This window comes from Thermomonas mangrovi (assembly GCF_028201335.1).
In the GTDB taxonomy this organism is placed as follows: Bacteria; Pseudomonadota; Gammaproteobacteria; order Xanthomonadales; family Xanthomonadaceae; genus Thermomonas; species Thermomonas mangrovi.
Genome location: NZ_JAPEVV010000001.1, coordinates 362673 through 383547, shown reverse-complemented (window position 1 = coordinate 383547; position 20875 = coordinate 362673). Strand labels below are relative to the sequence as shown.

The window sequence follows — 20875 nt, the reverse complement described above, 5'->3', positions numbered from 1 at the left end:
GCGGGGCTTCCTGTTCGCAACGAAGGGACATCCGCAATGAGCGAAGCACAGAAGTTCGACGTCGTCGTGATCGGCGCCGGCCCGGCCGGCTACCATGCGGCGATCCGCGCCGCGCAGCTCGGGCTGAAGACCGCCTGCATCGACGCCGCCCTCGGCAAGGACGGCAAGCCGGCGCTGGGCGGCACCTGCCTGCGCGTGGGCTGCATCCCGTCCAAGGCGCTGCTGGATTCCAGCCGCCAGTTCTGGAACATGGGCCACCTCTTCGACCAGCACGGCATCAGCTTCGACAAGCCGGCGATCGACGTGAAGAAGATGGTCGCCCGCAAGGACGGCATCGTGAAGCAGTTCACCGGCGGCATCGCGGCGCTGTTCAAGGCCAACAAGGTCGCGGCGTTCTACGGCTACGGCCAGCTGCAGCCGGGCAACGTGGTCAAGGTGAAGCAGCACGATGGTTCCGAGGTCGAACTGCACGGCACCAACGTGATCATCGCGGCGGGTTCGGATTCGATCGAACTGCCGTTCGCCAGGTTCGGCGAGCACATCATCGACAACGTCGGCGCGCTGGACCTGGACGCGGTGCCGAAGCGCCTGGGCGTCATCGGCGCCGGCGTGATCGGCCTGGAGCTGGGCAGCGTGTGGAAGCGCCTCGGCGCCGAGGTCACCATCCTCGAGGGCATGCCGACCTTCCTCGCCGCCGCCGACGCCGAAGTCGGCAAGGTCGCCGCCCGCGAGTTCAAGAAGCAGGGCCTGGACATCAAGCTGGGCTGCAAGGTCAGCAACACCGAGGTCAAGAAGGACGGCGTGCACGTTGGCTACACCGACGACAAGGGCGCCGAACAGTCGCTGGTGGTCGACAAGCTGCTGGTGGCCGTCGGCCGCCGCGCCGCCACCAAGGGCCTGCTGGCCGAAGGGACGGGCGTGAAGCTCAACGAACGCGGCCAGGTCGTGGTCGACGAGCACTGCCATACCGGCGTGGACGGCGTGTGGGCGATCGGCGATTGCGTGCGCGGCCCGATGCTGGCGCACAAGGGCTTCGAGGAAGGCATCGCGGTGGCCGAGCTGATCGCGGGCCTGCCGGGCCACGTCAACTTCGACACCATCCCGTGGGTGATCTACACCGAGCCGGAAATCGCCTGGGTCGGCAAGACCGAGGAACAGCTGAAGGCCGAAGGCGTTCCGTACAAGGCCGGCAGCTTCCCGTTCGCCGCGGTCGGCCGCGCGGTGGCGATGGCCGAGCCGGCGGGCTTCGTGAAGGTGCTGGCGCACGCCGAGACCGACACCATCCTCGGCATGCACCTGGTCGGCGCCAACGTGTCCGAGCTGGTCCACGAGGGCGTGCTGGCGATGGAGTTCAAGGGCAGCGCCGACGACCTGGCGCGCATCTGCCATGCGCACCCGTCGCTGAGCGAAGCCGTGCACGACGCCGCGATGGCGGTGCACAAGCGGGCGATCCACAAGGCGAACTGAACGCCACGCGGTCGGTCGCGAAGCGGCGCCTGCGGGCGCCGTTTTGCGTTCCGGAAGCGGCCGGTCACGCCGGAAACCGACCATAATCGGACGATGCCACCCGCCATCCGCCACAACCCCGCCTGGACCGCGATCGTTCCCGCGGCCGGCCTGCTCGCCCTCGCCGTCTCCACCGCGATGCCGGGCCTGGCCATATTGCAGGCGTTGCTGGTGGCGGGCCTGTTCGGCAGCGTGATCGCTGCGGTCCACCACGCGGAAGTGATCGCGCACAAGGTCGGGGAGCCCTACGGCACGCTGGTGCTCGCGCTGGCGGTGACCGCGATCGAAGTCGCGCTGATCGTGTCGATGATGCTGAGCGGCGGCGAGGACACCGCCGGGCTCGCGCGCGACACGGTGTTCGCCGCGGTGATGCTCATCCTCAACGGCATCGTGGGCCTGAGCCTGCTCGCCGGCAGTCGCCGCCACCTCATCCAGCACTACCAGGTGGACGGGGTGACCGCCGCGCTCGCGACCCTGAGCGCGATCGTGATCCTCGCCCTGGTCCTCCCCAACTACACCACGACCACCGCCGGCCCCACCTACACGCCGGCGCAGCTCGGGTTCATCGCGGTCGCCACCCTGGTGCTGTTCGCCGCCTTCACCCTGTTCCAGGCGGTTCGCCACCGCGACTACTTCCTGCCCGTGGACGACACCGATGCCGCGGACGAACACGCCGCACCGCCCACCCGCGGCGAAACATCCGCCAGCATCATCCTGCTGTTGGTCGCGCTGGTCGTCGTCGTGTTCAGCGCAAAGCTGCTGGCACCGGTGATGGAATCCGCGCTCGACCGTGCCGGCGCGCCGCGCGGCGTCGTGGGCATCCTCATCGCCGCCCTGGTGCTGTTGCCGGAAGGCGTCGCCGCGATGCGTGCCGCCATCGCCAACCGCGTGCAGACCAGCCTCAACCTCGCAATGGGGTCGGCCATCGCCAGCATCGGCCTGACCATCCCCACGGTCGCCATCGTGGCGCTCGCGATGGGCTGGCCACTGGCACTGGGGCTGGACCACAAGTCCACGGTCCTGCTCGCGCTGACCCTGTTCGTGTCCTCGATCTCGTTGCGGACGGGGCGCACCAACCTGCAACTCGGGATCGTGCATGTGGTCCTGCTCGTCGCCTACCTCTTCATGAGTTTCCTTCCGTGAAAACCCTGTGCGTGTACTGCGGCTCCAACGCCGGCAACGACCCTGCCTACGCCGACATGGCGCGCGCCCTCGGCGCACGGATGGCGAAGGACGGGATCGCGCTGGTCTATGGCGGCGGCAACGTCGGCCTGATGGGCATCGTCGCCGATGCCGTGCTCGCGCATGGCGGCGAGGCGATCGGCGTGATCCCGCAGCAACTGGTGGACTGGGAGGTCGCGCATCGCGGCCTGACGCGCCTGGAGGTGGTCGATTCCATGCATGCGCGCAAGGCGCGGATGTTCGACCTGGCCGACGGGTTCGTCGCCCTGCCCGGCGGCTTCGGCACGCTCGACGAGATGTTCGAGATGCTCACCTGGCGCCAGCTCGGCCTCGGCAAGAAGCCTTGCGCCTTCCTTGACGTGAACGACTTCTGGCAGCCGCTGATGGCGATGCTGGATCGCATGGTGGCCGCCCGCTTCCTGCATCCCGAGCAACGCCAGGACATGTGGCACGGCGACGACATGGACGCCCTGCTCGCGTGGATGCGCGGCTACCTGCCGGCGCAGGCGGACAAGTGGCTGGACGAGAAGCGGCGCTCGCAACTGGCCTTGACGACGGAGGATGTATGACCATCCTGGCGGCCTTCCGCGCATTCCGCATCCACAACGACGGCGACGGCTATCGCAGCGGCATCGAGGCCGTCTCCATCGACGACCTCAACCCCGGCGAGGTCGTCATCAAGACCGCGTACTCCTCGGTCAACTACAAGGACGCGCTGGCCGGCACCGGCCAGGGCAAGATCCTGCGCCGCTTCCCGCTGGTCGGCGGGATCGACGTCGCCGGCCACGTGGTGGCGTCCACGGACCCGGCGTTCAAGGAAGGCGACCCGATCCTGGTCACCGGCAGCGGCCTGTCGGAGACGCGCGATGGCGGCTACGCGGAATACGCGCGGCTCGAATCGCGCTGGGTGATCCCCTTGCCCACCGGGCTGAGCCTGCGCGAATCGATGATCCTCGGCACCGCCGGCTTCACCGCCGCGCTGGCCCTGCTGCGCATGACCGAGAACCGGCAATCCCCCGCACTCGGCCCGCTGGCGGTTACCGGCGCCACCGGCGGGGTCGGCTCGCTGGCGATCGCGATCTTCGCCAAGGCAGGCTACGAGGTGCACGCGATCAGCGGCAAGGCCGACCAGGCTGGCTATCTCACGTCGCTGGGTGCGCACGCCGTGCTCGGTCGCGAGGTACTGGAGACGGCCGCGCCGATGGCGTCGGCGCGCTTCGGCGGCGGCCTCGACAATGTCGGCGGCGCCATGCTGGCCGGCCTGCTGGCGCAGACCGCGCCCTACGGCAACGTCGCCAGCGCCGGGCTCGCGGCGACCCACGAGCTGCACGCCACGGTCATGCCCTTCATCATCCGGGGCGTCTCCCTGCTCGGCGTGGCCTCCGCCGGCACCGCGCGCGACATCCGCGACGAGGTCTGGCGCCGGCTGGCCGGCGACTGGAAGCCGGCCAACCTCGATGCCGTGTGCACCCGCGAAACCGACCTCGACGGCCTCCCGGCGGTGTTCGAGACCATGCTGGCAGGCGGTTCGCTGGGACGGACCGTGGTCCGCGTCGCAGACACGCCCTGAAGCACGGCCGGCGCATTTGCGCGCGCGCGCGCGCCCGCTACAATCGAGCGGCATCCCCGGGGACCACCTGCATGGCACGCATCCTGATCGTCGACGACTCCCCTTCCCAGTTGATGGGCATCCGCCGCATCGTCGAGAAACTGGGCCATGAGGCGCTGACCGCCGAGGATGGCGCGGCCGGGGTGGAGGCCGCCAAGCGCGACCTGCCCGACCTGATCCTGATGGACGTGGTGATGCCGAACCTCAACGGCTTCCAGGCCACGCGCTCGATCACCCGCGATGCGACGACCAAGCACATCCCGGTGGTGCTGGTGACCACCAAGGACCAGGACACCGACCGCGTATGGGGCATGCGCCAGGGTGCGAAGGCCTACATCACCAAGCCGTTCAGCGAGACCGAATTGTCCGAGCTGATCGTCCAGCAGCTCGGCGGCGCGCCCGCAGCCTGATCGCGCGACGCGTGCGGCGATGCCGCGCGCGTGCCCTGCCTGTCACCCGCGTCGCCAGTCGTCCCCGAACGCATCGCGCATGCGTGCATAGGCCTCGCGCTGCGCATCGTTGTGCGCCCGCGGCGCCAGCACTTCCAATTCGACGATCTGGTCGCCGTCCGCGGCACCTCCCGTCCCCGGCAGGCCACGCCCGCGCAGGCGCAACTTGCGGCCGGATTCGGAATCGGCCGGGATCTTGAGCTCGACCGGCCCGCCGAGGGTCGGCACGCTGATCGTGGCGCCGAGCGCGGCTTCCCATGGCGCGACCGGGAGCACGTGGATCACGTTGCGCCCGTCGACCTCGAACTGCGGGTCGGCGGCGTATTCGACCTCCAGCAGCAAGTCGCCACCGCCATTGCCCAGCCTGGACAGGCGGATCGCCTGTCCCGGCCGGATGCCCCTGGGCACGCGCACGTCGAGGGTGCGCCCGCCCACCGAAATGCGCACGCTGCTGCCGGCATGCACCGCCGACAGCGGCACCGCGAGCTTGGCCCGGCTCTCGCCCGGCGCCTGCGGCCCGCGCGGACCCGCGCCGGCACGCCCGCGCCCGAACAGGCTCTCGAAGAAATCCGAGAACCCACCACCCGCCCCGCCACCGGCGAAGATCTCGTCGAAGTCCACGTCGGGCTGCCCGCCCGGGCCGCGGTGGAAGCCACCCGGCGGTGGCCGCACCTGGTCGCCTGGCCGGTAGCCGCCGGCGCGCAACTGGTCGTAGGCCTTGCGCCGGGCGGGATCGCGCAGCGCCTCGTACGCCTCGTTCACCGCCTTGAACTTGTCCTCGGCCCCGGCTTCCTTGCTGACGTCGGGGTGGTACTTGCGCGCCAGGCGCCGGTAGGCGGTCTTAATCTCGGCATCGCCCGCGCTGGGCTCGACGCCGAGGATCCCGTAGTAATCCTTGAATTCCATGCTTGCTACGTCCTGCTGGCCCGTGGGTGCCGCAGGCCGTAGTCTAATCGCCGCGACGTGGCGCGCGACCGGGTGTTGACGTGCAACGAATGCGCGTCAGGTTACAACACCTTCCAACCCCACCGAGGCAAGCACGATGACCATCCAGATCGGCGACCGCATCCCCGAGGCCGTGCTCCAGCACATCGACGAGGGGGTCAAGAAGATCGACACGCCCACCCTGTTCGAGGGACGCAAGATGGTCCTGTTCGCCGTCCCCGGCGCCTTCACCCCCACCTGCTCCGAACGCCACCTTCCCGGCTTCGTCGAACACTTCGATGCGTTCCGCGAGCGCGGCATCGAAGTCGCCTGCATGGCGGTCAACGATCCGTTCGTGATGCAGGCCTGGGGCGAGAGCCAGCACGTGCCGCCGGGCCTGCGCATGCTGGCCGACGGCAACGGCGACTTCACCCGCGCGCTCGGCCTGCAGATGGATGCCAGCGGCTACGGCATGGGCCTGCGCAGCAAGCGCTTCGCCCTGTATGCCGAGAACGGCGTGGTCCGGCAGTTGTTCGTCGAGGCCCCGGGCGAGTTCCGGGTGTCGTCGGCGGAACACGTGCTCGAGGCCCTGCCGGCCGACTGACATCTTGGCCCGCAAAACGAAACGCCCGGCTTGCGCCGGGCGTTTTCGCTGATAGCGATCGGCAACTCAGGCCTGCGGCGGGCTGGCAGCCACGTCGCCTTCGACCGCCACCGCCGCATCGGCGCCGGCGTCTTCCGCCTCGCGATCCAGGGTGGCATCCAGCCGCTCGATCGCCTGCAGGGTTTCATCCGCAGCCAGGCGCATCAGGGTCACGCCCTGCGTGTTGCGGCCGACCTGGGCGATGTCCGCCGCCGGCGTGCGCACCAGCGTGCCGCCGTCGGAGATCAGCAGCACGTCGTGGTGGTCGGACAGCTGGATCGCGCCGACCAGCTGGCCGTTGCGCTCGGTGGTCTTCAACGCGATGACGCCCTGCGTGCCGCGGCCCTTCTTCGGGAACTCGGCCACCTCGGTGCGCTTGCCGAAGCCGCGCTCGCTGGCGGTGAGGATGTCGCCCTGGCCGTCGATCACGATCAGGCTGCGCACCTCCTCGCCCGGCGCCAGGCGCATGCCGCGCACGCCGGTAGCGGTGCGGCCCATGGCGCGCACGCTGCCCTCGTCGAAGCGCACCGCCTTGCCGTTGCTGGCGAACAGCATGATGTCGCACTCGCCGTCGGTGAGCGCGGCGCCGACCAGCGCATCGCCTTCGTCCAGGTTGATCGCGATCTTGCCGCGCGACAGTCGGAACGCGAACTCGGTCAACGCGGTCTTCTTCACCGTGCCGTGGGCGGTGGCGAAGAACACGAACTTGCCCTCGTCGTAGGCGCGCACCGGCAGCACCGCCTGCACCTTCTCGCCCTCGGTCAGCGGGATCCAGTTGATGATCGGGCGGCCGCGCGCGTTCGGGCCGGCGTCGGGCAGCTGGTGCACCGGCAACCAGAACACGCGCCCGGCGCTGGTGAAGGTCAGCAGGGTGTCGTGGGTGTTGACCAGCCACAGCTGGTCGATGAAATCCTCGTCCTTGGTCGCGGCCGCATTGCGGCCCTTGCCGCCACGGCGCTGCGCGCGGTAGGTCGTCGCCGGCTGCCGCTTGGCATAACCGGCGTGCGACAGCGTGACGACCACGTCTTCCGGCGCGATCAGGTCGAGGATGTCGAGGTCTTCCTCGCTGGCGCGGATCTCCGAACGCCTGGCGTCGCCGAATTCTTCCTTGAGGTTGCGCAGCTCGGTGCGGATCACGTCGAGCAGGACGTCCGGCTCCTCCAGGATGCGGATCAGGCCGCGGATCTCCTCCAGCAGCTGGCGGTATTCCTCGGTCAGCTTCTCCTGCTCCAGGCCGGTCAGGCGGTGCAGGCGCATCTCCAGGATCTGCTGGGCCTGCACCTCGGTCAGCTGGTAGCCGCCCTCGACCAGGCCCACGCCCGCCGGCAGGTCCTCGGGGCGCGAGGCCTCCGCGCCCGCCGCGGCGAGCAGGCTGCCGACCAGGCCCGGCTCCCAGGTCCGCGCCAGCATGCGCTCGCGCGCCTCGTTCGGGTTGGCCGAGGTCTTGATCAGCTCGATCATCGCGTCGATGTTGGCCAGCGCGACGGTCAGGCCCTCGAGGATGTGGGCGCGGTTGCGGGCCTTGCGCAGTTCGAAGATCGTGCGGCGGGTCACCACCTCGCGGCGGTGGCGGACGAAGGCCTCCAGGATCTGCTTGAGGTTCAGCAACTGCGGGCGGCCATCGACCAGCGCCACCATGTTGATGCCGAACACCGACTCCATCTGCGTCTGCGCGTACAGGTTGTTGAGCACGACCTCGGCCGACTCCCCGCGCTTGACCTCGATGTAGATGCGCATGCCGTCCTTGTCGGACTCGTCGCGCAGCTCGCTGATCCCCTCGAGCTTCTTCTCCTTGACCAGCTCGGCGATCTTCTCGATCAGCCGCGCCTTGTTGACCTGGTACGGGATCTCGGTGACGACGATCGCCTCGCGGCCGTTGTCGGCCACCTCGACGTCCGCCTTCGCGCGCATGCGCACGCGGCCGCGCCCGGTCCGGTAGGCCAGCTGGATGCCGCCCACGCCATTGATGATGCCGGCGGTGGGGAAATCCGGGCCCGGGATGTGCTCCATCAGGCCGTCGATGTCGATCTGCGGGTCGTCGATCAGCGCCAGCAGCGCCTCGACCACCTCGTTGAGGTTGTGCGGCGGGATGTTGGTGGCCATGCCCACCGCGATGCCGGCCGAGCCGTTCACCAGCAGGTTCGGGACCCGGGTCGGCATGACCGTGGGCTCGAGTTCCTTCTCGTCGTAATTCGGTTGGAAGTCGACCGTGTCCTTGTCGATGTCGGCCATCAGCTCGTGGCTGATGCGCGACATGCGCGCCTCGGTGTAACGCATCGCCGCGGCATTGTCGCCGTCGATCGAACCGAAGTTGCCCTGCCCGTCCACCAGCAGGTAGCGCAGCGAGAACGGCTGCGCCATGCGCACCAGGGTGTCGTACACCGCGTTGTCGCCGTGCGGGTGGTACTTGCCGATCACGTCGCCGACGATGCGCGCCGACTTGTAGTAAGGCTTGTTGCTGTGCGCGCCAAGCTCGTTCATCGCGAACAGGACGCGCCGATGGACCGGCTTGAGGCCGTCGCGGACATCCGGGAGCGCGCGTCCCACGATCACGCTCATCGCGTAATCGAGGTAGCTCCGCCGCATCTCGTCTTCCAGGTTGACGGGGATGATTTCCTTGGCGAGGTCGGCCATCAGGTGTCCATGTCGATGCGGTGTTCGATGCCCGCGCAGGCCGCGCGGACGGGCGTCCGCGACGGCATTTACGGGGGAGTTTCAGCAACATGAAATTGTAGCATCCGGCACACCTTCCCGCACCCCGGATTCCGACCAAGAAACAACGGGTTACGTGGCTTTTCCGGGGCCTTCGCCGGCGCGCTTCCGCGATCCGTCCGCAGGCGGGAACCGAGCGCCCGGAATTTCGTCCCCGAGCACGCGTCATCGAGGCCTCGATGACGCGGTGGACGAGCGCCGCGTCAGCGGCCGAACACCGCCCGCATGCGGTCCACGTCCGGGCGCTCGACCACGCCCCGCTCGGTGACGATCGCGTCGATCAGCGCGTGCGGGGTGACGTCGAACACCGGGTTCCAGGCGTCGACGCCTTCGGCCACCGTGCGCGTGCCGCGGAAGGCCAGCAGCTCGGCGGGATCACGCTCCTCGATCTCGATCAGCTCGCCGCTGGCGGTGTCCATGTCCACCGTGGACGAGGGCGCGACCACCATGAATTTCACGCCGTGGTGGCGCGCGGCGATCGCCAGCTGGTAGGTGCCGATCTTGTTGGCGGTGTCACCGTTCGCGCAGATGCGGTCGGCGCCGACCACCACCCATTGCACGCGGCCGGTCTTCATCAGGTGCGCCGCGGCGGAGTCGGCGATCAGGGTGGCCTCGATGCCGTCCTGGTGCAGCTCCCACACCGTCAGGCGCGCGCCCTGGTTCCACGGCCGCGTCTCGCCGGCGAAGACCCGCGCGATCCTGCCCTGCGCCACGCCGGCGCGGATCACCCCGAGCGCGGTCCCGAAGCCCGCCGTCGCCAGCGAGCCGGTGTTGCAGTGGGTCAGCACGCCGCTGCCGGGCGCGATCAGCGCGGCGCCCGCCGCACCCATGCGCCGGTTGGCCGCGAGGTCCTCCGCCTCGATCGCGCGCGCCTCGCGTTCGAGCGCGTCGCGCCAGCCCGTGCCCGCGCCGGCCAGGACGCGCCGCATGCGCGCCAGCGCCCAGGCGAGGTTTACCGCAGTGGGACGAGCGGCGTTCAGCCGCTCGAGCGCCGGCTGCAGGGCATGGAGCGCCGCGGCGCCATCGCCGGCCTCGATCGTGCGTGCCGCGAGCACCACGCCCCAAGCCGCGGCGATGCCGATCGCAGGTGCGCCACGCACGGTCAGCGCATGGATGGCCGCGGCGACCTCATCGCTGTCGCGGCAGGCCGCGTACCCGACCTCGAACGGCAGGTGGCGCTGGTCCAGCAGTTCCAGCGCATCGCCGGTCCAGCGGATCGGGCGCACGTGGTCGTAGCGGTCGAAATCGAAAGCGTCGTCGAGGATGTCCATGCCTGCATTATCGGCCATCGCAACGGCCGCAAATACGACCGGCGCCCTCAGGCGCCGGTCGGTGACACAGGGGTTCGGACGTCAGTAGCTGCGGAATTCGGCGCGGCAGCCGTTCGACACCCAGATGCCGTTGCGGCCATAGCCCCAACTGCGGCCCTGGATGCACGGCGAATCGGACAGCTGGCGCACCAGCTGCACCCCCGCACGGGTGTTCACGGCGCACTCGCGCACGCGGTCGTCGTGCGATTCGCAACGGAACACGCGGCCGCCGTAGCCGTAGCGGGAGTCGTTCCAGCCGCCGTAGCCGCGACGCACCGCGAACTCGGCGCGACAGCCCTGCGAGACCCACACGCTGCCGTAGTCGGAACCCCAGCTGCGCCCCTCGATGCACATCGAGCGCGACAGCTGGCGAACCAGCTCCGCACGCCCCTGCCCGTTCAGGCTGCAGCGGCGCAGGCGGCCATCGTTGGACTCGCAGCGCACGGTGTTGCCATACCCGTAGCCGCCGCCATAGCCCTGGTTCCCGTAGCCGTAGCCGTAGCCATTGCCGTAACGGTCGTCGCCGTAGCCGCCGTCGATCACGCGGAAGTCGGCGCGGCAACCCTGCGCGACCCACACGCCGCTGCGTGCGTAGCCCCACGAACGTCCCTCGATGCAGGGCGATTGCGAGTGCTGGCGCTCCAGCACCACCCGCCCGCCGCCGGTGGCGCACTCGCGCACGCGGCCATCATTGGACTCGCAGCGGACGATGCGCCCGCCGTAGCCGTCGTAGCCCTGGCCGCCGTAATACTGCGCGGCCGCCGGCATCGCCCACGCGGCCACCGCCAACGCGGCGGCCCCCATCACCCAACTGCGCTTGCGCATCGTCGTTCTCCCTCGGCCCGGGCGGGCCGTCCTCGCCCCTGCACTCTAGGCATCGCCGATGAACTCCGGGCGAAGATCGCCGCCCGGGCTCCCGGCGGATGCCGCGGGTTCAGCATGCCATTCAGGCGCGGGAAAAGTCGAACGCGGTGATGTCGCGGATCCGTGGGGCGGCGAGCATCGCCATCAGCAGGCGATCGATGCCCATCGCCACGCCGGCGCAGGCCGGCATCCCCGCCGCAAGCGCCGCCAGCAGGCGTGCGTCGTGGGGCGGCACGTCATCACCGCGCATGCGCCGCACATCGGCGTCGCGGGCGAACCGGTCAGTCTGTTCGCCCGCATCCAGCAGCTCGTGATAACCGTTGGCGAGTTCGATCGGTCCGAGGTAGGCCTCGAAGCGTTCGGCGACGGCATGCCCATCGCCGGTCGGGCGCAGCCGCGCAAGGGCGCATTGCGAGGCCGGGTAGTCCACGACCGCCAACAACTCCCCGGGATCGAAGCCCGGCTGCAGGCGATGGGTCATCAGCAGGTCCAGCCAGTCGTCGCGCCCCAGCCCCGCCGGATCCACCTGCACCTCGCCGAGCGCCGCGCGCAGGCTGTCGATGCCGGCGGTGAACGGATCCACGCCCAGGGCGTCCCGGTAAAGCTGGCGATAGCCGACCACGCGCAGCCGCACCGTGCGCCCGACCAGCGCCAACGCGGCTTGCACGAGCTCCGCGACCTCGCCGATCAGGCGCTGGTGGTCCCACCCGACGCGGTACCACTCCAGCATCGTGAACTCCGGGTTGTGGCGACCACCGGCCTCGCCATCGCGGAACACCCGCCCGAGTTCGTAGCAATCGCCCACGCCCGCCGCGAGCAGGCGCTTCAGCGCGAACTCCGGCGAGGTGCGCAGCCAGCGCGTGCGCGGTGCGCCGTCGGTGCGTCCGGAGAATTCCAGCGAGAACGAGGCAATGTTCGGGTCGGTGTTGCCGGCCACCGACAGCACCGGCGTCTCCACCTCGAGCACGTCGCGCGCGTGGAAGAATTCGCGCACCAGCCGGTTCACCCAAGCGCGCAGGCGCAGCGCGTCGCGCGGTGCGGACGGCATCCAGTCCGCATCGGCCGCCACATCCCCCCGCCATCCCGGACCCGGGGCGAACTTCATGCGTGTTCGGCCAGGAAAGCCAGCAGGCGCGCCTCGTCCCAGACCTCGATGCCGAGCTCCTCGGCCTTCGCCAGCTTGGAGCCCGCGGCCTCGCCGGCGACCACGAACGAGGTCTTCTTCGACACGCTGCCGGCGGCCTTCGCGCCCAGGGCTTCCAGCCTGTCCTTCGCCTCGTCGCGACCCATCGAGGACAGCGTTCCGGTCAGCACCACGGTCTTGCCCTCCAACGGTCCCGCGGGGCGCTCCGCCGCTGCCGGCAGGCGCTCGCGCAGGTCGGCCTGTGCCTGCGCGCTGCGCACCAGGAGGCCGGCGTTGGCCTCGACCTCCAGCCACGCCACCAGGGCATTGGCGCTGTCCGCAGGCAAGCCGGCGGCGACCAGGGCGTGCCCGGGCGCGTCCAGCAACGCCTGTGCATCGACGAAGGCCGCGCCGAGCTGCGCCGCACGGATCGCGGTGACCTTCGGGATCTCGAGGTCGACCAGCAACGTTGCCAGGTCCAGGCCTTCGCGCAACGCGGGGTTGGGCGCATGCGCATCGCCGATGCGCACGCCACGCGCGAGCAGGCGGTCGACCACCTGCTGGTTGCCGGGCTGGTCAAGGAAGTGCCCGATCGCGCGGGCGACCTCGCCGCCGATGTCGGGCACGCGCTTGAACAGCGGCCACGGCAGGTGGCGGATGAGCGCCAGGTCGCCGAACCAATTCGCCAGCGCTTTCGCCGTGCTTTCGCCGACATGCTCGATGCCCAGCGCGAACAGGAAGCGCGCCAGCGTGGTGTCGCGGCTGCGGTCGATCGCCTCGAGCAGGTTGTCCGCCCACCTGGTCGCCACCTTGCCGGCCTTCACGGTCTCCGGCACGGTGCCATCGCGCTCGTCCGCGCGGCGCTTCATGTCCAGCAGGTCGTCGAGGGTCAGCCGGTACAGGTCGGATACGTCGCGCAGGTAGCCGAAGTCCACCAGCGATTCGATGTAGCGCTCGCCGAGGCCGTCGATGTCCATCGCCCGCCGCGAGGCGAAATGGAACACCGCCTGCACGCGCTGCGCCGGGCAACTCAGGCCACCGGAGCAACGCCAGACCGCGGCGCCCTCTTCGCGCACCAGCTCCGCGCCGCACACCGGGCAGGCGGCGGGCATCGCCCACGGCTGGGTGCCGGGCGGGCGGCGGTCCAGCACCACCTGCACGACTTCGGGGATGACATCGCCGGCGCGGCGGACGATCACGGTATCGCCGGCGCGCACGTCGAGCCGGGCCACGTGGTCGGCGTTGTGCAGCGTCGCGCGGGTGACGGTGACGCCGCCGACCTGCACCGGCCGCATCAGCGCCCACGGCGTGACCGCGCCGGTGCGGCCGACGTTGACTTCGATCGATTCCAGCAGCGTCGCCTGCTCCTGCGCCGGGAACTTGTGCGCGATGGCCCAGCGCGGCGCGCGCGAGACGAAGCCCATCTCGCGCTGGCCGGCGAGGTCGTCGAGCTTGTAGACCACGCCGTCGATGTCGAAGGCCAGTCCATCGCGGGCCGCGCCGATCCGTCGGTAGTAGCCGAGCAGGCCATCGAAGCCATGCACGACGGTGGCCAGGTCGCTGACCGGCAGGCCCCAGCCGCGCAGCTGCGCCAGCATGGCCGAATGCGTATCGGGCAGCGTGCCGTCCTCGACCAGCCCGATCCCGTAGGCGAAGAAACTGAGCGGGCGCTGTGCGGTCACCGCAGGATCCTGCTGGCGCAGCGAACCGGCGGCGCCGTTGCGCGGATTCGCCAGCACCTTGCCGCCGTGCAGGCGCGCGTGCTCGTTCCAGCGCTCGAAGTCGGCGCGCGCCATGTAGACCTCGCCGCGCACCTCTAGTACCGCCGGCCAGCCTTCGCCTTCGAGCCTGTGCGGGATGACCGGGATCGTGCGCAGGTTGGCGGTCACGTCCTCGCCGGTGGCGCCATCGCCGCGGGTCGCGCCCTGCACGAACACGCCGTCCTCGTAGCGCAGGCTGATCGCCAACCCGTCCAGCTTGGGCTCGGCGGAGAACACCAGGTCGTCGCGATCCAGGCGTTCGCCGATGCGGCGGACGAAATCGGCCACCTCCTCGTCGCTGAAGGCGTTGCCCAGCGACAGCATCGGCACCGCATGGGCGACCTGCGCGAAGCGGCCGGAAGGCGCCGCGCCCACCTTGGTGGTCGGCGAGGCCGCGTCGGCGAGTTCGGGATGCGCGCGTTCCAGCGCCTCGAGTTCGCGTACCAGCGCGTCGTAGTCGGCGTCGGTCAGGTCCGGATCGTCGAGCTCGTGGTAACGCCGGTTGGCATCCTCGATGCGGCGGCGGAGTTCGGCGATGCGCGCGGCGGTATCGGTCATGGCGCGGATTGTCGCCTGCGTGGCCCCCTGCCCCCAAGCCGCGCGCGGCGTATCACCAGCGCGTCGGCTTGCTCAGCGGCGGCGCGGCGTTCTGGCGGTCGTAGTGCCGCAGTTCCTCGCGGATGTGCTGGATGCGCTGGCGCCCGAGCGCGTTGCGCTCCTGGTCCAGCACCACCCCGTCGAGCAGGTCGGCCATGCGCTGCGCCGCGGGTTCCATGGTTTCCCACGCGTCCAGGGCCGGCACGGGCGCCGGCAGGGTCAGGAAGAACGCGATCGCCGGGGTCTCGACCTCGGCGATGCGCGCCATGTCGAAGCTGCCGGGCTTGATGATGTTGGCGACGCTGAAGATCGGGCCGAGTTCCGGCTTGCCGTCCACCAGCCGGTGGAACACGTCCATATGCCCGAAGGTCAGGCCCGCCTTCTCGGCGGCGACCACGATGTCCTGCCCGCGCAGCTTGCTGCCGGCCTTGGCGGCGACGTACAGCGAGACGATGCGGTCGAAGTCGTCCGACACCCGCTTGCCGAGTTCGGCGTGCGGGCGCGCATCCAGCGCCAGCTCTTCCTGCTGCGCCGGGGCCTGCCCCCAGCTGTCCGCCAGTTGTTCGCCGAGGCTCGGCTCGACCCGGCCTGAGGCCGGTTCCTCGCGCCCGCGGGCGACGCGCCGGCCCTGCCCGCCCTTGCGGCCGCGGCCGAAGTAGATGATCGCGCCGAACAAGAGCGACAGCGCCACCGCGATGCCGATGCGCAGCAACAGGGTGTCGGACATCAGGCTTCCTCCGGGTTCAGGCGGCACCGGCGAGGCGCGCGGCCTCCGCCAGGTCCACCGAGACGAGCCGGCTCACGCCGGGTTCGCGCATGGTCACGCCCGACAACTGCTGGGCCGCTTCCATCGTCGCCTTGTTGTGGGTCACGAACAGGAACTGTACCGCCTCGCTCATCTCGCTGACCATCGCGGTGAACCGGCCCACATTGGCCTCGTCCAGCGGTGCGTCCACCTCGTCGAGCAGGCAGAACGGCGCGGGGTTGAGGCGGAAGATCGCGAACACCAGCGCCACCGCGGTCATCGCCTTCTCGCCGCCGGACAGCAGCGAGATGTTCGACACCCGCTTGCCGGGCGGGCGCGCCATGATCGACACGCCGGTATCCAGCAGGTCCTCGCCGGTGAGCTCGAGGTAGGCGTGGCCGCCGCCGAACAGGCGCGGGTACAGTTCCTGCACGCCGGCGTTGACGCGGTCGAAGGTGTCCTTGAAGCGGCCGCGGGTCTCGCGGTCGATCTTGCGGATCGCCTCTTCCAGCGTCTCCAGCGCAGCGGTCAGGTCGGCATCCTGCGCGTCCAGGTATTCCTTGCGCTGCGCGGCCTCGGCGTGTTCGGCGATGGCCGCCAGGTTGACCGGCTCCAGCCGCCGCATGCGCCCATCCAGTTCGGCCACCGTGCGCTCCCAGGCCGCCGCATCGGCGTCCTCGGGCAGGCTGTTGACCACGTCGTCCATGACGAAGCCCGCCTCGACCACCGCCGCGGCGAACTGCTCCGCCTTCAGGGCCAGGGCCTGCAGGTCCAGCCGGCGCTGGCCGATCGCCTCGCGCTGCTCCAGTGACTGCGCATCGCGCTGTTGGCGCACCTGTTCGTGCTGGCGCAAATCGTTGTCGATGCCTTCCAGCAGCGATCGCGCCTCGGCCAACGCGCGATCGGTCCGCACGCGTTCCGACAACGCCGCCTGCCGCTCTTGCTCCAGCGCCTGCACCGGCGCATCGCCCTCGGACAACTGCGCGGCGAGTTCACCCAGGCGCGAATCCAGTTGCCCGCGTTGCCCGCCCATGCGCTCCAGCGCCTGCGACAGCGCCACCACCTGCACCCGCTGCGACTCGAGCGTGAGCGCCAGCGCATGCGCAGCGTCGCGGGATTCGCGCGCGGCATTGCGGGCGGCCTCGCGGGCATCCGCGAGTTGCCGGCGTTCGCCATCCAGTCCCTGGCGCGCGGCTTCCAGCTCGGCCATCCGCGCGACCGCGTCCTCGACCCGCTGGCGTGCCTCGCGTGCCTGCCCGCGGGCGGCGTCCAGCGCGCCGGCCAACTGGCCCAGCTCGGCGTCGATGCGCTCGATGCGTACCCGCGCCGACTCCAGCTTGCCGCGCTGTCCCTGCAACTGCCCCGCCAGTTCGGACACGCCGCGGTGGCCCATGTACATCTGCCGCTGCGCATCCTCGCGCTGCTGCTCGGCGACCAGGGCCTGGTCGCGCAGCTGCACCAGCAAGGCGTCGAGCGCGCGCTCGCGCTCGGCATGCGCCTCGATGTCGGCGCGCAGCGACTGGATTTCCTTCTCGCGCAGCAACGCGCCCTGCTTGGCGGCACCGGAGCGGCTGACCCGCACCCAGCCGTCGCCCAGGCGCTCGCCGGCGCGGGTGACGACCGACTCGCCCTCGCCCAGCCGCGCCTGCAACGCGCGGGCTTCTGCAAGGTCCTCGGCCGCGTGCAGGCGGGCCAACAGGCGGCGGATCGCGCGCGGGCCGCGCACGCGGGCGGCCAGCGACGTCGCCGGATAATCGGCATCGTCCTCGCCCGCCGCCACCAGCGCCAGGCGCCCGTCGCCGAGCTCGCCCAGCGCCTCGACCAAGTGTCCCGGGGCCTCGACGATCACCGCTTCGATCAACTGGCCCAAGGCGCCTTCGACCGCGTTCTCCCAGCCGGCGTCGACCTGCAGGCGCTCGCCGACGCGGGCCGCGTCGTCCAGGCCACGCGCCCGCAGCCAGTCGGCCGCGGCCCCCTGTTCCTGCCCGAGCGCGGCGTGCTGCAAGGCCTCCAGCGACGACAGGCGGCCGCGGGCGGCCTGCGCCTGCTTGCGCAGTTCGGCCAGCTCGGACTGGGTTGCCCGCTGCCGCTCCTGCACGTCGGCGCTGGCCTGCTTGCGGGCCTCGACCTGCTCCGCCAGCGTCTCCAGCGTCTCCTTCTGGGTGTCGTGCTGGACCTGCAACTGCTCGAACGCATCCGCCAGCGTGTCGAGGTCCAGCCCCGCGCGCTCGGCCTGCAACTGTTCGCGGCGGCGATCGGCGTCCAGCACCTGGCGATCCAGGTGTTCGATGCGGGTGCGCTCCACGTCGCCCGCGCGCGCCGCCTCGGCCTGCTCGCGGCTGTGCGCGTCCCAGCGCTGCTGCCAGTCGGCCAGCGCCGCCTCGGCCTCGCGCCATGCGTCCTGGCGCAGCAGGTCCTGCTCCTGCAGCAGTTCCAGCCGCGGCTCGGCCTCGTCCAGCGCCTCGCGCAACACCGTCAGCTTCTGCTGGTCGTCGCTGATGTGCGAGCCCAGCTCGGCCAGCGCCGACTGCGCTTCGTCGCGGGCCCGCTGCAGGCGCACCGCGAGCTCGCGCTGGTGGGCGATCTGCTGCTCGACCCGGGCCAGCGTGCTGCCGACCTGGTACACCGCCGCCTGCGCGGCATTCAACGACTCGCTGGCGGTCTCGCGGCGCGCGCGGCCGGTCTCCAGCTCGCGCTCGGCTTCGCGTTGCTCGGCGACCAGCTGCTCGAGCCGGGTCTCCTCGCGCGCCAATCGCTCGCGCAGCGCCTGCAGGCGGGCGTCCAGCGCGCGGAACTCCAGCGCCTTCCACTCGGCATCCTTGACCCGGCGCTCGGCCTGGATCGCGCTGTACTGCTCGGCCTGGCGGGCCTGGCGGGCCAGGTGCTGCAACTGCTTGCCGACTTCCTCGCGGAGGTCGTTGAGGCGGTCCAGGTTCTCGCGGGTATGGCGGATCCGGGTCTCCGTCTCCTTGCGCCGCTCCTTGTACTTGGAGATGCCGGCGGCCTCCTCCAGGTACACCCGCAGTTCCTCCGGGCGCGCCTCGATGACCTGGCTGATCATGCCCTGCTCGATGATCGAGTAGCTGCGCGGGCCCAGGCCGGTGCCGAGGAACAGGTCCGTGATGTCGCGACGCCGGCATTTGCCGCCGTTGAGGTAGTAGCTGCTCTGGCCGTCGCGGCCGACGGTACGCTTGACCGAAATTTCGTTGAACGCGGCGTACTCACCGGTGATCGCGTGGTCGCTGTTGTCGAACACCAGCTCCACCGAAGCCTGCGACACCGGCTTGCGCGCCGAGCTCCCGGAGAAGATCACGTCGGTCAGCGAATCGCCGCGCAGGCGGCTGGCCGCGCTCTCGCCCATCACCCAGCGGATCGCGTCGATGATGTTGGACTTGCCGCAGCCGTTGGGACCGACGATGCCGGTCATGTTGGTCGGCAGGTGCAGCGTGGTCGGATCGACGAAGGACTTGAAGCCGGACAGCTTGATGGTGGACAGGCGCATGCGCGTCGACGGACCCCGGCGGCGCCACGGCGCCACTTCACGAACAAGATGGATTACATCCCCTAAATATCTGATTTTTATAGAGGGGAACGCCTCGACATCGGATGTCGATCCCGGAGTATATCCGGGCTATACCAGTTCGTCGGGCGTCCGCGCCCGGATCGCCAGCGCATGGATGTCGTCCTCCATCATGCTGCCCAGCGCGGCGTACACCATCCGGTGCCGGGCCAGCGGCAACTTGCCGGCGAAGGCCGTGCTCACGATGTCCACGCTGAAGTGCCCTTGCCCGCCCCGCGCGCCCGCATGTCCGGCGTGCTTGTGGCTGTCGTCGGCGACTTCCAGCCGCTGCGGTTGCAGCGCCTCGCCGAGCAGGGCACGAATGCGCGCGACCCGCTGCGGGTTCAGCCGCGGGATGTCGGCCTCGGTCGCGCCGCTCACGGCAAGACCTTGCGGAAGGGCCTGACCTCGACCCGCGCATACACCCCGGCTTCCACGTAGGGGTCGGCATCCGCCCACGCCCGCGCCTCCTCGAGCGAGGCGAACTCGGCGATGACCAGGCTGCCGCTGAAGCCGGCCGGTCCCGGATCCTCGGCATCAATCGCCGGGCATGGCCCCGCCACCAACAGGCGGCCCGCGTCGCGCAGGGCCTGTAGCCGGGCCAGGTGGGCAGGCCGCGCCGCCATCCGCTTGGGCAGCACGTCGCTGCCGTCGTAGCCTTCGATCGCGTACCACATGGCGCACTCCCGTCTGAACCGTCGCCGCGCATTGTAGGCCGCGCAGTGGACAGCCCCGCCGCGAGGCCGTACCCTTCGCGCATCGCTTCGGGCCCGGTCCCGCGGCCCCGCGCAACGCCGGCACCCCACGCCCCGCCGCGCCCGCCGACCCGGCCTTCCTCGCCACCCGCCTCCACGCACCCCTCGGGGCGCACCCGGCCGGCATGGCGTGGGCAATCCGCCTCACCGATGTGCCCCCGGCCGCATGCGGCCCCTGCGACATGCTGTGGCCCGGAGGGGGCCGCAACCGATGACATCCGAAACCGGCATCGCCCCCGCGGCCGATGCACCCGCCCAAAACGCGAATGCCCGTCCGCAGCAGCAGGAAATGCCGCTGGCGACGGTGCTCGGCCAGCCGGTGCTGGAGATCCCGAAGGACCTCTACATCCCGCCGGATGCGCTCGAGGTCATCCTCGACGCGTTCGAGGGACCGCTGGACCTGCTGCTGTACCTGATCCGCCGGCAGAACCTGGACATCCTCGACATCCCCGTCGCCGAGATCACCCGGCAGTACGTGGACTACATCCAGGCCATGCACGAGATGCGCTTCGAGCTGGCCGCGGAGTACCTGGTCATGGCCGCGATCCTGGCCGAGATCAAGTCGCGCATGCTGTTGCCGCGCCCGCCCAGCGAGGAAGGCCTGGAGGAGGATCCGCGCGCCGACCTGGTGCGCCGCCTGCAGGAGTACGAGCGCTACAAGAAGGCCGCCGAGGACCTGGACACCCTGCCACGGCAGGAGCGCGACACCACGGTGGTCGCCGCCTACGTGCCCGACCGCGCTGCGGTGCGCTTGCCGCCGCCGGTCGACATGAAGGAGATGCTGCTGGCCCTGCACGACGTGCTCAAGCGCGCCGAGCTGTTCACCCAGCATGCGATCAAGCGCGATGCGCTCAGCGTCCGCCAGCGCATGGGCGAGTTGCTGGAGCGCATGGCCGATGGCGCGTTCCACCGCTTCGAATCGCTGTTCACGGTCGAGGAAGGCCGGCTCGGCGTGGTGGTGACCTTCCTCGGCCTGCTGACCCTGGCCAAGGAGCAGCTGGTCGACATCGTGCAGGAAGCGCCGCTGGCACCGATCTACGTCAAATCCCTGGCCTCGGCCGAGGGCACCCCGGCCGTCGTCGCGCTCCCGAGCGAATTCGACGACGACGCCGCCAACGACTCCAACGACTGAGCCGC

Annotated in this window: 17 protein-coding genes; 7 read left to right on the top strand and 10 right to left on the bottom strand. The window is 70.4% G+C overall.

Features of this window, described 5'->3' with window-relative positions:
- Positions 1-36: 36 nt before the first annotated feature.
- From lpdA to pilH, 5 genes are all read left to right on the top strand, one after another.
- On the top strand, positions 37-1467 hold the full coding sequence (lpdA, locus tag ON759_RS01890; protein WP_271678649.1) for a dihydrolipoyl dehydrogenase: 1431 nt from the start codon (positions 37-39) through the stop codon (positions 1465-1467).
- 93 nt (positions 1468-1560) lie between these two features.
- On the top strand, positions 1561-2649 hold the full coding sequence (locus ON759_RS01885) for a calcium:cation antiporter (protein WP_271678648.1): 1089 nt from the start codon (positions 1561-1563) through the stop codon (positions 2647-2649).
- A complete protein-coding gene (locus ON759_RS01880) occupies positions 2646-3257 on the top strand; it encodes an LOG family protein (protein WP_271678647.1) in 612 nt (203 codons plus the stop codon). The genes ON759_RS01885 and ON759_RS01880 overlap by 4 nt, the downstream gene beginning before the upstream one ends.
- Positions 3254-4258, top strand: coding sequence for a YhdH/YhfP family quinone oxidoreductase (locus tag ON759_RS01875; RefSeq protein WP_271678646.1), 1005 nt, complete (start codon positions 3254-3256; stop codon positions 4256-4258). The genes ON759_RS01880 and ON759_RS01875 overlap by 4 nt, the downstream gene beginning before the upstream one ends.
- Positions 4259-4329: 71 nt before the next feature.
- Entirely contained in the window at positions 4330-4707 is a 378-nt protein-coding gene (gene pilH / locus ON759_RS01870; protein ID WP_271678645.1) for a twitching motility response regulator PilH, read from the top strand.
- A gap of 42 nt (positions 4708-4749) precedes the next feature.
- Here pilH and ON759_RS01865 read toward each other — a convergent pair whose 3' ends face one another.
- The gene (locus ON759_RS01865) at positions 4750-5652 is read right to left on the bottom strand and encodes a DnaJ C-terminal domain-containing protein (protein WP_271678644.1); all 903 of its coding nucleotides are present in this window, start codon (positions 5650-5652) and stop codon (positions 4750-4752) included.
- Positions 5653-5788: 136 nt separating this feature from the next.
- Here ON759_RS01865 and ON759_RS01860 point away from each other — a divergent pair, with 136 nt between their 5' ends.
- A complete protein-coding gene (locus ON759_RS01860) occupies positions 5789-6274 on the top strand; it encodes a peroxiredoxin (protein ID WP_271678643.1) in 486 nt (161 codons plus the stop codon).
- Between the two features lie 66 nt (positions 6275-6340).
- Here ON759_RS01860 and gyrA read toward each other — a convergent pair whose 3' ends face one another.
- The 9 genes from gyrA to ON759_RS01815 all read right to left on the bottom strand — a co-directional run bounded on the left by gyrA (position 6341) and on the right by ON759_RS01815 (position 19660).
- Entirely contained in the window at positions 6341-8947 is a 2607-nt protein-coding gene (gyrA, locus tag ON759_RS01855; RefSeq protein WP_271678642.1) for a DNA gyrase subunit A, read from the bottom strand.
- Between the two features lie 281 nt (positions 8948-9228).
- Positions 9229-10296 (bottom strand): S-methyl-5-thioribose-1-phosphate isomerase, encoded by a 1068-nt coding sequence (gene mtnA, locus ON759_RS01850; protein WP_271678641.1) that lies wholly within the window; start codon positions 10294-10296, stop codon positions 9229-9231.
- Positions 10297-10377: 81 nt separating this feature from the next.
- Complete coding sequence (locus ON759_RS01845) at positions 10378-11160, bottom strand: DUF3011 domain-containing protein (protein ID WP_271678640.1); 783 nt, start codon at positions 11158-11160, stop codon at positions 10378-10380.
- 121 nt (positions 11161-11281) lie between these two features.
- Complete coding sequence (gene epmA, locus ON759_RS01840; protein ID WP_271678639.1) at positions 11282-12247, bottom strand: EF-P lysine aminoacylase EpmA; 966 nt, start codon at positions 12245-12247, stop codon at positions 11282-11284.
- Positions 12248-12300: 53 nt separating this feature from the next.
- Complete coding sequence (gene ligA / locus ON759_RS01835; RefSeq protein WP_271679012.1) at positions 12301-14649, bottom strand: NAD-dependent DNA ligase LigA; 2349 nt, start codon at positions 14647-14649, stop codon at positions 12301-12303.
- Between the two features lie 43 nt (positions 14650-14692).
- Positions 14693-15406, bottom strand: coding sequence for a cell division protein ZipA (zipA, locus tag ON759_RS01830; protein WP_271678638.1), 714 nt, complete (start codon positions 15404-15406; stop codon positions 14693-14695).
- Positions 15407-15422: 16 nt separating this feature from the next.
- Positions 15423-18926, bottom strand: coding sequence for a chromosome segregation protein SMC (gene smc / locus ON759_RS01825; RefSeq protein ID WP_271678637.1), 3504 nt, complete (start codon positions 18924-18926; stop codon positions 15423-15425).
- 129 nt (positions 18927-19055) lie between these two features.
- The gene (locus tag ON759_RS01820) at positions 19056-19364 is read right to left on the bottom strand and encodes a BolA family protein (RefSeq protein ID WP_425608423.1); all 309 of its coding nucleotides are present in this window, start codon (positions 19362-19364) and stop codon (positions 19056-19058) included.
- Positions 19361-19660 (bottom strand): YciI family protein, encoded by a 300-nt coding sequence (locus ON759_RS01815; RefSeq protein ID WP_271678636.1) that lies wholly within the window; start codon positions 19658-19660, stop codon positions 19361-19363. Before ON759_RS01815 ends, ON759_RS01820 begins: the two co-directional genes overlap by 4 nt.
- Positions 19661-19949: 289 nt before the next feature.
- Between ON759_RS01815 and ON759_RS01810 the strand changes: the two genes are divergently transcribed.
- Complete coding sequence (locus ON759_RS01810; RefSeq protein WP_271678635.1) at positions 19950-20870, top strand: segregation and condensation protein A; 921 nt, start codon at positions 19950-19952, stop codon at positions 20868-20870.
- Positions 20871-20875 lie beyond the last annotated feature (5 nt).